The sequence below is a fragment of the uncultured Negativibacillus sp. genome, assembly GCF_944388365.1.
Lineage (GTDB): Bacteria > Bacillota > Clostridia > Oscillospirales > Ruminococcaceae > Negativibacillus.
In genome coordinates this window covers 1-11440 of record NZ_CALXIN010000060.1, presented here as the reverse complement: position 1 = coordinate 11440, position 11440 = coordinate 1, and the positions used below count along the sequence as shown (strand labels likewise).

Sequence of the window (11440 nt, the reverse complement as noted above, 5' to 3'; positions counted from 1 at the left end):
CGCCGGCCAGTGCATAGTTTTTGATGGTTTCCCACTGGGAATTGGTCAGCTTCGATTTGATCAGCGGATAGACCACACTGGTAATGAAGATGCTCGCCACGCCGATGATGGCCACCACCACCTCTGTCACGTCGATGCTTGACAGCAGTTTTACAATGTCGATGTTCATAGTTTCCTTCCTTTCTGTTCTATGTTATAGAACACTTAAATGGTTGTCACAAAGCCTGCGATGCCTTTCTTTTTCAGGTCGTCAGCGGTTTTCTGTGCGGTTGCCTTGTCCGCAAACTTGCCTACACACACCCTGTTGGTGCTGTTTGTGCTGGTGACAAAGGTATAATAGCCCATGCCCGACAGCTTGTTCTGCATCGAAGCAGCGTTCACGCGGTCAGCAAAGGCACCCACCTGTACCGTATATGGCAGGTCATCGGCGGATGCCGGTGGCGTGTCCTGCGACGTCTGGCCGCCCGTTTGAGGGTTGTATTTGATGCCGAGGTAATCAAGCACGCCCATGGCATAAATTTTGCCGTATGCCTGCTGTTCGGCTGCTGTGTCGTAGTCTGCGCTGTCTGCGGCATTGTCCACAAAGAAGCCCTCGCACAGCACCGCCGGACACTGGACCTGTCTGCACCAGCCAAAATAATCGGTGCCGCTCTCATTGAGCTTGGTTTTCAATCCTCTAGACTTCTGGCCGGATTCTTTCACCCTTGCCTCGATGCACTGCGCCAGCTTCATCGACTGTGCCTTGTATCCGTTGGTCTGATAGTAGACCTCGAAGCCATCACCGCCGCCCGCGTTGTTATGTACCTCGACCGCAATGTCCGGCTTGAAGGCGTTGGCCTCCTTGATTTCCTCGGTCAGAGGGTCGTCCTCCTCCACGGTGCGAGAGATACCCACCTCAATGCCGTACCGTTCCAGCTCGGCTTTCAGTCCCAGCGCCATTTGAAGGTTGGCTTCGGATTCCTTGACGTACTTCACCGCGCCAGGGTCCTTGCCTCCATGACCTACACCGATAAATACTCGTTTGTTCATTTCGTTCCACATCCTTTATTGATTTTTGTCGCTGATTTGATGATCTTTTGGTTCCGATTCCTCTTCTCCCTCAAAACCCTTTTTCAGTCCTCCTGCAATAGCGTGTTGCTTAACGAGCTGATTGAGGCAGACCGCTGCCGCCGCGACCATATAACCTTGACCCAAGCTGACAGCGGACAAGATAACCCACCCCATCCAGTTTGTCGGCTCGCAGGATGCCACCGACACCAGCGCCGACAAAAACACTCCCACCACGCACAACACCGTCGGGATCAGGGTGTCGTCGATGCGAACCGATCGCTTGATGATGCTCCCCAGCGCATACAGGCACGGAACCAGCCACACCGTTTCCGGCGTGATGTACTCCCTGACCAGCGCCGAAATCTCATTGAGCGCTTCCATTTACTCCCTCCTTTCCTGATAAAACTTGGGAGGTTGGCGGCTCTTGCCGACAACCTCAGGGCGATGGAACACAAAACTGATTGCTCGTACAGGCTTTAACCATCGCCTTACATTGATGAATCTCGGGAGGTTGGAACAGCTCCCGCTGTGACAACCTCAGGGCGATGGAACACAAAGCTGATTACTCACACAGGCTTTAACCATCGCCTCACCTTCTCATATAAAGAGGAAAAATAAAGGGAAAGTTGCCCTAAAAAAGGCAACTTTCCCTACACCTCTACAAATTTTGTCCGATGATTACGCTTCCAGCATCCCGACCAGCTCCCTGTACTGCTCATCATTGATGCGGTCACACATGAAAAACACATCCAGCTTGTTCTGCCAGCTCGGTGTATCGAGGGTACCGTTTGCCTTCTGGGTAGTCATCAGTCGTTTGATCATCTCATAAGTAGCCATTATAAAACCTCCTGAAAAATAAAAATGTTTTATGCCATGCTCATTGTTTCGAGCATCAGCAGACGATAGTCGGTATCGACCGTGAGCTGTGCAAGCTCGGTCTGATAGTTTTGCAGCTCCTGCGCATAGGCTGCCATCGGGTCATAGGGGAGGATTTCTTCCTCCTGCTGGGTTTCTTCGTTGTATCGGTAAAAGCGTCCATCGCGGTAGCTGTCGTCGATGCCAGCAAAGATATTTTCGGGGATGACTACAGCATCAGGAAACGCAAATGCAGTGTGCGGGTCAAGTTCAATCGTGTTGGTGATTTTTTCACCTTCTAAAATAGCGTACTTCATATTGTTAACCCTCCCTTGAATTTCGGATAATAACAACACCGTTGGAGCCAGCACCATTATAATTTGTCCCGCTAGTATTTGCAGCTCCACCTCCTCCGCCTCCGTATCCAGCACCGCCTTTCCCAGGATAATAATTAGAATCTGTAGTCGAATTATAACCAGATTCTCCATTTGGGCCAGAACCATTTGTGCAAGCTGATCCTGTTGCACATGCACCCTGTCCTCCTCCTGCATGCAGCGGCCCGCTTATTTCTCCAAATTCACGGGTAGTACTTCCTTGACCATTTCCACCCTTTCCATAATCTCCAACACCATTAGTGTCTTGTCCATTTCCTCCATTGCATCCTGCACCTCCACCCGTATATCCTGCATATTTGAGATTATACGCGCCGCCGCCAGAGCCTCCGTTTCCTCCATCACCACCAGGTCCACCGGGACTACCGCCTAAAGCAGAATAAGATGCAAAGGTAGTTGTTCCTCCGCTAATTCCATAGGAATTTCCATAAACTCTACCTCCTCCCGTACCAATCGTTACTTGTATTTTTTGATTTTTAGTTATACGTATATTTTTTTGGGTTTTTGTATACCCCGAACCACCTCCTGCGCCAAAAGCACCACTGCCTCCACCACCGACAAGGAAAACGTCAATTTCAGATTCACCGGATAGCCATTCCAATACGCCCGATGATAAAAACTTAATACGCCAATGTCCGTTTCCATCGTCAATCAGTTGATGCTGACCGGTGAAGGTATAGGTGGGCAATGCTTCTACCACAAGCTCGACCGTCTGTCCTGTAGAAATAAAATACTGTCCCTCATGATTTTTAAGGAAAACGGTGATAAACAGGTTGGCGCCGTTCTTCTGCTCGGTCTTGGTGAAGGTGACCGTCTTTTCTGCGATGATTGGGTCGATGTCCCTGCTTTCGATCACCTCTCCGTCGGTCTCGCTGGCCGGTGTGCTATCCTCTTTTTGGATGACCACATACCCCGCCACAAAGCGGTTGACCACCTCGCGGCCCTCCAGCTGCACCGTCGGTAGATCAAAGCTGCCGGTGGTTGTTCCCTTTTCGTCGCTGGCCTGCAGGTTGGAGATGCTGCCCGGTTCCCGGGCAGTCAATGTCACCGAAGCGACCGCACCTTCCTGTTCGTCGTTCATCTGGCCCACCTGATTGATGGTAAAAGCGCGATAATAATAGGCCTGCGAAGAAAAGGCCGGCGTGTCGTAGAAAATTTCGTTGCTGCCCTCATAGACCTGCTCGCCGTCGATGCTGGTCGCCGGCATTTCTCCCTGCTTGCGGCGGATCACAACCTTGTAGGCGTTGACGTCCGCCGGAATCTGGTACTGCAGCATGACCCGGTGTCCCTACTCCGGAGAGGAGGTGTCGGTGGCCGTCAGGTTGCTCACCTGCCCCGGCACAATCGGCTGCAGGGTCAGGGAGGTGCTCGGCGAGCTGTCGCTTACTGTTCCCTCCGTATTGACCGCAAATACCGTCCAGTAATATTGGATGCCGTAATTGGTGCTCTGTGTGTCTCTGCAGGTGGTGTCAGTGCCCTCATAGATAACCTTGCCATCCTCCATGCTTGTAGGCGCACTATCCTCCTTGCGCACTACCACAAAGTGGTCGCGGTAAACGTCGGTCGGCGCCTCCCAGGTCAGGGTCGCGCCAAAGGCTCCCGCATCGGTGCTGTCCTGCACCTGCAAATTGGTCGGTGCCAGCGGCTTTTGCGTCGGGATGGTGATTTCCGCTGTGGTTGCCGACATCTGGTAGTTGCCCGCCTCATTGCGCGGAAAATAGGCGTAGATGTACCGCACGCCTGCTTTGAGCTGATAGGTGTCGGTGAACTCGGTTTCGGTGCCGTCCATGATCTGCACGCCGGAGGTCGGCCCGATCGGAGCGGTGTTCTCTCCGCGGACAACCCTGGTTGCCGCCCAGTCCAGTGACGGATTGATGTGCGTTCCATGGATTTTCAGCTGCTCTGCAGTGGACTGATCTTCCAGATGGATACTGCCTTTTTCAATCGGCAATGGCAGCGGGGTGCCAATCTCTCCCGGATTGCCCAAAAGATTTGAGTAATAGGTCTTTTCTTCACCGGATTTTGAGCGGTAGAGCGACACCTGCAGATACATATTGATGTCCGGCGCTTCCCGCAGTGCATGGACGACGATCCTGCCGTCGGTCTGCTCCGCTACCAGACCAATATCCTTGTCCACCATCTGCGCCACCAAGTTCGGGTCCGCCTTGATGGTAAGGTCCATGTTCGGCAGCACAGTTTCCTCCGGCAGCTGAGCGGTCACCTCCTGCACGAAGGTAACTCCTTCGGGGTCGCGCTCCCAGCTGCCGCTTTCCAACAACACGGTTGCTACGATCAGCGGGTTATCCCAGTTTTCCCTGTCATCTGTGGAAACGTGGATCTGCCTGTTCTGAAAGTGGCCGAGGTGGGCAGCCGGATTTTTGTCGTGCTCTTCGATGTCATGGATGGTGGCAATAATGACGGTACCATCCACTTTGATGTTGATTCCTGCCTGATTGCTCACCGCTACACGCATACCGACGCACATATCGTTGTTAATGCCGTCTGCAATGCTGATTTTCGGGTAACCAGGGGCGTTTGCAATCGCGAACAGTTCCCCGTCCTGGTCAAGCAGACCAACCTCCCGCACACTCCAACCGCCCACATCGGTCGGGATGGTGGATGTGGCCTTGATGACGTTCTTGTTCACCAGATCCCCGGTCACCTCTGCCGGGCCACGCCATACTTCATGGACCAGCGCTGTGCGGGAAGGGTCCGGCATTGGAATACTGCCGTTTCCGTCGCCGACCAGCACCCAGCTGATCGTCAGCTTTTCCCCTGACTGCAGATACTGAGCCAGCTTTTCGGTGCCCTTATTGGTCAGGATTGCAAAATATTCAAATTCCTGCGGCATAAACATTCCCCCTTTTCCTTATGCTTTTGTGTTCTGTACAAATAAAACCATCACTCACCTATAATGAGCTGCGCTCCGTGCATTCCCATGGCATGGTAAAGTGCTTTACCGTCGACCACCATCTCCCGCGCGCGGTATGGGTCAATCACTAGCATGGTTCCAACCTCCGGCAGAGCACCGGTGTAGATGCTTCCCGGCTCGATGACATCGACGGTAATTCCCTGCAGCCAGGAACGTACATTTTTGTACTCCATAATGGTGTCAAGCAGCCTGCCCACTGGATTCTCCGCAACCTTTTCCTGGCCGGCATCTACCGCAACTCGGAAAAAGTAAGGCTGCCCGCCGTACTCCCAGTTTTCCTGCACAGTCGTGCCTCCATGGATGATGCCGACCGCATCCTCCAGTGCTGCCTTGGTTCCCATACGGGAATAGTTGAGCAGCGCCGATCGGATGAGCAGCCGCTTTTTCTGCAGAGGCAGATCCGCCTTGTATCCCTTGATATCCAGCGACAGGCAAAGATGGTCTGCCATCTCCTCATCCAGCTCCATCACAAAGGCAAACGTCATGGAAACACGTTCGGCATAGTCCACCAGTTTTCGGAAGGCTTGGTCCCATGCGGCTCCCAGCGCCCTTGTCTGCACATCCTGCAGATTCGGAGGAAGAAGGGTTGAGAAACTTACCTGCTGTAAACTAATCATCTTCCAAACCCCCATAGTTTACTTTGGCTGTCCTGTTCTTAAAGATTTCATCGACCGCAATGACCTGATGCTGTGGTTCCGTCACTTCCAGACGCTTTGCTCCGGCCGCAATCACCAAAGCAACCAGTTTGTCCGGATTGAGGTCCCTGCCGATGGTGCTTTCCTGCCAGGTTATGTATTCCTGGACTGCGGCCTCCACCGCGGCTTTGATTTCCAGCTCCCGGTTGGCGTCTGATTGGTTGATGTAATAGGTCAAGTCGACCTTAAAATCCTCCACCTCCGGCGCGTGGATGGTCAGCTCATCGGTCAATGGCCGCTTGTCCTCCAGATACTCCTCCAGGCGCTCCAGATAGGTTTCCTCCGGCAGCTCGCCGCCCTGCAGCGTCAAGCAGATATCCACCTTGCCAGGGCTCGGCGAGGTCACGCCGACGCCCTCAATTGCCTGCGAAAATTCCCGCACCCAAAACTGATAGGCCTCTGCCGGACCGGCCACACTGTAGCCCTGCGGGGCATAAAAAATGCGGGTGCGCAGGCTCAAATCGTCCTCCACATCCGCGCCGCCCTGTGTCCTGTCCACGTTGCTCACCTTGGCAACGTAGGCCACCGGGTCCACAATGATATTGATTTTTCCGGCGGCAAACCCATTGCCGACCGCCCCCGCCTGCTGGCAGGTAATCCCCACCCGCCCGGTCAGGGATGGAGATCGGATGATCAAGTCCTCATCGGTCTCAAAAAACAGCTTGTCGCCCGGCGACACCCTTGTCCCTTTGGGGATCAGGATATCGTCCTCCCGGACCGCTGACAGTGTAAATTCCGCCTCCCCCAACGCGGGGGAAGCCTGCCGGCGGGTCAGTCCCCAGAAGGAGGCCAGCACCTCCAGAAAATCTCCCCGGCTATATTTCGGGAGATTTTGTTTTGCCCGATCATTAAAGAGCTGTGCCAGCACCGACAGCTCATAGGCCATCGTGTTGAGGATGATCTTCTCGCGGCTGGAGACCGGCAGCTTCTCGGTCTGGTCTGTCTCCTCTGAAAGCACCTGCTCATAGGTGTCGACCAGCTCCTCCAAAATTTCCTCGGTCGTTTCCGGCACAAAATCAATGTCCGGCACCGCATCGTATGGATTATTGCTCGGCATTTTTTACAATCACCTCCATTTCCACTGTCCCATCCTGCGCCTGCTCATAGTCTGCCTGCACCCGGATGAGCTGCAGCGCGGGAATGTATTTCTGCAACTTGACCGCGATCTCGGCAGCGGCCATGTTGACCGCTACGCTGACCGGCTCATCCAAAAAACTCAGATCCACTCCAAAATCTCGGTCCAGCGCCACCGTCCCCACCGGGGTCGCCAGCAGCAGCTCCAGCTGCTGCCGCAGGTCAGGGGTCAAATTATCTCCTGTGATCCTCATACATACTCCTTTAAGCTCACATCGATGCTCGCCTGCACGACCTCCCCGCGGTTGTTGACCACGTTGTAGGTCTCGCTGACACTCTCGATGAGGTACTTTCCAAAATTCCGTCCGCCCACAATCAGGTTGTCATACTCTCCTTTGCTGCAAAACTGCCGCAGCCGTTCCGCCAGCTGCAGAGGACTAACGCCCCGCCATGCAGACAAATTCATGGTAAAGCTCATGCTGTCCAGATCCGGTCCCAGAAATTCCTGCTTTGGCTTTGCGCCAATGACCTCATGGGTGTTCCATCGGGAAGCAGTTTCCCGACTCATTTCCTGAAAGGTTTGCACCTTATCTTCTGAAACCGTAAAGCTGATTCCTGCATAACTTCCAATCAAGCGTCCACCTCCTTAAATATTTGCTGCCGAAACTGTTCCGGAAACGGTCAGATTTCCGTTGATGGCCGTTTCTCCGTTGATGGTTGTCTGTCCGGTCAGGGAAATAGACGCTGCGCTGATCTGCGCCTCTTGTGCTTCCACCTTCACCTGCTGCGCCTTCATGGTCAGCTCTTTCGTTTGAATTTCCAGCTTCTCCGCTGCTGTAATCAGGATTTCCTTGTCGGTCTGAATGGTCAGCTTTTTCTTTTCGCGGTCATAGATGAGGGTCACGTCTCCCTTCATTTCCTTGTAAAAGAGGTCCTTCCCCTGCAGCTTCGGCAGCGCATCCTTGTTAAAGCATTTTTTATAGCAGATGCCGCTGGTATACGGATTCCCGTATTTGTCCGGCTCAAACTCCACCTTGACCAGGTCGCCGACCTCCGGCATCTCGTACTCATTACTTGGGAAAGTGATCCAGTTGGAAACGATGTTGTCCTTGGCCGGAAGCTCCACCTTGATGAGTCCTTTTGCATAGTCCACTTCGGACACCCTGACAATCTCCATCTTATCCCTCCTCTACCCTGTGCATTGTCAGATCTGTGGTATATCCACCGCTGACCGTATGCGTGCTGCTGTCGATGAGATACTTTCCGCCAAACTTTCCAAAGTCCTCTGCGTCTACTTCCACGCAGACACCGGAAACAAGCGCCGGATCACCTGGCAGCGAGCAGGAAAAGGTGGTTTCCCCGCGGTTGAGCTCCCTGTACTTTGCCGCCGCCACTTTCTGTGCCATTCCCAGACTGTCCAGCTGGTCATCCAGCTTGTAGATTTTCGGAGCCTTGTTTCCTCCGCCATTGTGGGTGTAGGTCATGGTCTCCCCGTCGGTGTTGATATACTGGACCGATACACCGGAATAGGAAGTGTCCAGCAGCGTCGTCTTTGCCTCCCAGGAAAGCAGATCGGACTCCCGCAGCGTCTTGACGGGTCCTGCTTTCTCCAGCTCCTCCATCTCATACAGCACCAGCTTTTGGTTGTAGAGCTTCATGGTGATGCCGTGCTTTGCGGCAAGCTCCTGAAGGAAATCCTGGTCGGTTTTTCCCTCCTGCGTCTGGAACTGGATGGTCGGATTCTCTTTTGCATCGTATTCGAGCGCAACACCTGCGCGCCCTGCGATGGTGGCGGCGATGTCCTGCAAGGTTGCCTGCTCCCAGGTCTGGTTGTGCTCCACCTCGGAAAAGTCCTGGTCGGATGGTTTTGCCACCCCTTTGATGCTCACCGTCAGAGGCCGGCCGGACATTCCCACATCGTCCAGCAGAAAGGTACCGCAGTCAAGAGTTCCATCTTCCGTGATGATCTGAGCAAAGAAGGTATCCATCTTGTTTGGAAACCAACCTTTGAGCCACTTCTTTTCGCGGTTTTGAATCTGAAAATCGACGTTGTCCGCGTTTTCCTCGGTGCTGTCATTAAAGGTCAGGGAGAGCGTGTCCCCGCTCAGATCGGAAGTGATGTCCACGCCGTTGAGCGATATGCTCACCTTTGTTTGTCTGCCCTGCATTTTATCACCTGCCTTTTTCTTTTATTTCCTCCATGGAGGGACTGCTGCACGCTCTGCTTCCTGCGCAGTAAATTGGGGCAGGAGGATTTTCACCCCTGCCCCAAAGACTGCTACGTCTAAATATTCCGGATTTGCCTTCATCAGCACATCCATGGCCGCTTCTGTTCCATAAACTTTCTTTGCGATACTGTCCCACAGATCGCCCTGTACGGTTGTATAGGTGTTCATATTCCACCCCTTTTTTGTGCATCAAAAAAGCCGCTCCCAAAAAGGAACAGCTTTGATGATACCTGTTTTGTTTTCCTGTCTTTTAAGACAATTCTTCTGCTTTGTAAACGGTGTAGCCCTCGTAGTAGTAGCTGGTGTCGATGCCCTTCATATAGATCTCTCTGCTGCCGATCTCGTCGGTCAGCGCTTCTTTGAGAAGATACTTGATCTCGATATCCTTAATCGGGCTGCGCTCCATCGCCAGCAGGTAGTCATTTTTGTCCACACGGCTCCAGTCAACCACCTTGTGCAGCTCCTTCTTGAGCATCAGATCCAGCCAGATGCGGGTGCTGCGGCCGTTTCCCTCCCGAAAAGGATGGGCAATATTCATCTCGACGTACTTCTCGATGATCTCATCAAAGGTCGACTGCGGCATCGCTTCCACATTTTTTAAGGCAGCTTCCAGATACATCACCGGTGCAAAGCGGAAATTTCCCTTTGCAAGGTTCACTGTCCGCACCTGACCGGCAAACTCATAAATCTCCGAAAACAGATATTCATGAATCCTGCGCAGCGCCTCAAAGCTCCCGGGCTGCAGAGTGTCCAGCAGTCCGCTTTCAAACAGCTCGACCGCTTTTTTCTTACTGATGCGCTCCTCTTCCCTTGCAAGGTCCACCGAGTTTGTCAGGTGCAGCTTGTTTTCCAATGTCAAGGTATCCCACCTCTTTCCCAGCTTATTTTTATTATTATACCACAAAACAAGGGCAGCATCAACGAAACAAACTCAAAAGCAATCAGGATTTCTTCGGCTTGATGCGGGTGCGTCGGTCGTATTCCTCCCGCTCCTTTGCCCAGCGGTCAAAGCGTTTTTTGTCGTTTTCCAGCACTTCCTCGTGTTCCTGCTTATCGCCGCCATGAAAGACAATCTGCGGGCTGTACTGGTAGGTAGTGCCGCCGCCCGCAGCGGCAGCCGGCCGACGGATCAGGCTCTTCATCGTGGATGCCAGGCTGCCGCCACGAAGCAAGCTCTGCAGCTTGGAAAGCGGCAGAATCGCTTCATTCTCCCTGCCTTCACCCACCATAGCAAGGGTCGGTTTGGTCGCGATACCACCCTGGGCCAGCATCGGAATTGTCGGAATCTGGATGCCGACCGTCTTTCCTCCTCCTGGAATCCAGTCCGGAATTTTGACCGCCAGCAGCTTATTCGCACCGCTGATCAAGGCGTTGATGCCGCTGATAAAGAAGTTGATAACACCTTTGAATCCGCTGACCAGCCCGTCCCAGATACCGGAGAAAAGCGATTTTATATCTTCTCCCATCAAGCGGAATGCTCCAACGACTGCGGAGCCTAACATTTTGAAGAAGTCACCCAATGCACCCAGTTTCTCACCAATCCAATTTCCCAATGCCGCAGCACCTGCTTTAATTTTATCAAAGTTTTTAAGGACTAAAATAACTGCTGCTGCAAATGCACCGATCACAAGAGCAATCTGGCCGATCGGCGAAGTGAGCAGGGTCGCTATCCCACTGAATCCTTTAAATGCAGCACCTAAAGCCTTGATCTTTCCGGCGAATCCCGCAATGCTCTTGATCGTTTTGAAAATATCGATCAGGTTTTTTGCCTTTCCAACCAGGCTGGTAAGCCCATTCATGGCTTTGAATGCCACAAAAGAAGCCGCTACTCCTTTGACAATCGGACTAATCATCGACCAGTTGTCCATTACAAATTGAGCGACATTCAAAGCCGCATCGGCAAGTTTTCCCACCATCTCAATAGCCGGTGGAATGTATGTTTCTGCCAGCGTTTTGATCTGAGGACCGGCGCGGGTAAAGCCGTCGGTAATCTTGCGGCCTAAACTCGTTGCCTTTTCTGCGATGCCATCAAACAACGGCCGCATCGGCTCCAGTCTGGCTGCAATCGTTTTCGCGGTGTCGGCCACACTATCCTTGATTTTCTTTGCGACGCTGATAACCTTTGTACCGTACTTCACACCGGTCTGCACAGCACCACCGATCTTCCTGCCGATCTGCTCGAAGGTTCCTGCGTTGGCCATATTCTGCATCTTG

Annotated in this window: 14 protein-coding genes and 1 pseudogene; all 15 read right to left on the bottom strand. The window is 53.0% G+C overall.

The window, feature by feature from the left end; all coding sequences use genetic code 11:
- Positions 1–204 precede the first annotated feature (204 nt).
- A complete protein-coding gene (locus tag Q0L39_RS08350) occupies positions 205–1029 on the bottom strand; it encodes an N-acetylmuramoyl-L-alanine amidase (protein ID WP_296628298.1) in 825 nt (274 codons plus the stop codon).
- Positions 1030–1044: 15 nt separating this feature from the next.
- A complete protein-coding gene (locus tag Q0L39_RS08345) occupies positions 1045–1431 on the bottom strand; it encodes a phage holin family protein (protein ID WP_296628295.1) in 387 nt (128 codons plus the stop codon).
- Between the two features lie 297 nt (positions 1432–1728).
- Positions 1729–1887 carry a hypothetical protein gene (locus tag Q0L39_RS08340; RefSeq protein ID WP_296628294.1) on the bottom strand — a complete coding sequence of 53 codons (159 nt, stop codon included), beginning with the start codon at positions 1885–1887 and terminating at the stop codon, positions 1729–1731.
- Positions 1888–1916: 29 nt separating this feature from the next.
- Positions 1917–2222, bottom strand: coding sequence for a hypothetical protein (locus Q0L39_RS08335; RefSeq protein ID WP_296628292.1), 306 nt, complete (start codon positions 2220–2222; stop codon positions 1917–1919).
- Positions 2223–2226: 4 nt separating this feature from the next.
- Positions 2227–3573 (bottom strand): glycine-rich domain-containing protein, encoded by a 1347-nt coding sequence (locus Q0L39_RS08330; RefSeq protein WP_296628291.1) that lies wholly within the window; start codon positions 3571–3573, stop codon positions 2227–2229.
- Positions 3574–3585: 12 nt separating this feature from the next.
- On the bottom strand, positions 3586–5148 hold the full coding sequence (locus Q0L39_RS08325; protein ID WP_296628289.1) for a phage tail protein: 1563 nt from the start codon (positions 5146–5148) through the stop codon (positions 3586–3588).
- Positions 5149–5198: 50 nt separating this feature from the next.
- Positions 5199–5846, bottom strand: coding sequence for a phage tail protein (locus Q0L39_RS08320; RefSeq protein ID WP_296628287.1), 648 nt, complete (start codon positions 5844–5846; stop codon positions 5199–5201).
- Entirely contained in the window at positions 5839–6981 is a 1143-nt protein-coding gene (locus Q0L39_RS08315; protein WP_296628285.1) for a baseplate J/gp47 family protein, read from the bottom strand. The genes Q0L39_RS08320 and Q0L39_RS08315 overlap by 8 nt, the downstream gene beginning before the upstream one ends.
- Entirely contained in the window at positions 6968–7252 is a 285-nt protein-coding gene (locus Q0L39_RS08310; protein WP_296628283.1) for a hypothetical protein, read from the bottom strand. Before Q0L39_RS08310 ends, Q0L39_RS08315 begins: the two co-directional genes overlap by 14 nt.
- On the bottom strand, positions 7249–7632 hold the full coding sequence (locus Q0L39_RS08305; RefSeq protein WP_296628281.1) for a phage tail protein: 384 nt from the start codon (positions 7630–7632) through the stop codon (positions 7249–7251). The genes Q0L39_RS08310 and Q0L39_RS08305 overlap by 4 nt, the downstream gene beginning before the upstream one ends.
- A gap of 12 nt (positions 7633–7644) precedes the next feature.
- Positions 7645–8175 carry a hypothetical protein gene (locus Q0L39_RS08300; protein ID WP_296628279.1) on the bottom strand — a complete coding sequence of 177 codons (531 nt, stop codon included), beginning with the start codon at positions 8173–8175 and terminating at the stop codon, positions 7645–7647.
- Between the two features lies 1 nt (position 8176).
- The gene (locus Q0L39_RS08295) at positions 8177–9166 is read right to left on the bottom strand and encodes a contractile injection system protein, VgrG/Pvc8 family (protein ID WP_296628277.1); all 990 of its coding nucleotides are present in this window, start codon (positions 9164–9166) and stop codon (positions 8177–8179) included.
- Between the two features lie 21 nt (positions 9167–9187).
- Entirely contained in the window at positions 9188–9394 is a 207-nt protein-coding gene (locus tag Q0L39_RS08290) for a tail protein X (protein WP_296628275.1), read from the bottom strand.
- A gap of 82 nt (positions 9395–9476) precedes the next feature.
- Positions 9477–10085, bottom strand: coding sequence for a protein adenylyltransferase Fic (fic, locus tag Q0L39_RS08285; protein ID WP_296628273.1), 609 nt, complete (start codon positions 10083–10085; stop codon positions 9477–9479).
- 82 nt (positions 10086–10167) lie between these two features.
- Positions 10168–11440, bottom strand: a pseudogene (locus tag Q0L39_RS08280) (hypothetical protein); the annotation flags it as partial.

Excerpts from the sequence above, each read along its gene's own strand:
- Q0L39_RS08350 (WP_296628298.1), bottom strand. The coding sequence starts at position 1,029 with ATGAACAAACGAGTATTTATCGGTGTAGGTCATGGAGGCAAGGACCCT.
- Q0L39_RS08345 (WP_296628295.1), bottom strand. The coding sequence starts at position 1,431 with ATGGAAGCGCTCAATGAGATTTCGGCGCTGGTCAGGGAGTACATCACG.
- Q0L39_RS08340 (WP_296628294.1), bottom strand. The coding sequence starts at position 1,887 with ATGGCTACTTATGAGATGATCAAACGACTGATGACTACCCAGAAGGCA.
- Q0L39_RS08335 (WP_296628292.1), bottom strand. The coding sequence starts at position 2,222 with ATGAAGTACGCTATTTTAGAAGGTGAAAAAATCACCAACACGATTGAA.
- Q0L39_RS08330 (WP_296628291.1), bottom strand. The coding sequence starts at position 3,573 with ATGCTGCAGTACCAGATTCCGGCGGACGTCAACGCCTACAAGGTTGTG.
- Q0L39_RS08325 (WP_296628289.1), bottom strand. The coding sequence starts at position 5,148 with ATGCCGCAGGAATTTGAATATTTTGCAATCCTGACCAATAAGGGCACC.
- Q0L39_RS08320 (WP_296628287.1), bottom strand. The coding sequence starts at position 5,846 with ATGATTAGTTTACAGCAGGTAAGTTTCTCAACCCTTCTTCCTCCGAAT.
- Q0L39_RS08315 (WP_296628285.1), bottom strand. The coding sequence starts at position 6,981 with ATGCCGAGCAATAATCCATACGATGCGGTGCCGGACATTGATTTTGTG.
- Q0L39_RS08310 (WP_296628283.1), bottom strand. The coding sequence starts at position 7,252 with ATGAGGATCACAGGAGATAATTTGACCCCTGACCTGCGGCAGCAGCTG.
- Q0L39_RS08300 (WP_296628279.1), bottom strand. The coding sequence starts at position 8,175 with ATGGAGATTGTCAGGGTGTCCGAAGTGGACTATGCAAAAGGACTCATC.
- Q0L39_RS08295 (WP_296628277.1), bottom strand. The coding sequence starts at position 9,166 with ATGCAGGGCAGACAAACAAAGGTGAGCATATCGCTCAACGGCGTGGAC.
- Q0L39_RS08290 (WP_296628275.1), bottom strand. The coding sequence starts at position 9,394 with ATGAACACCTATACAACCGTACAGGGCGATCTGTGGGACAGTATCGCA.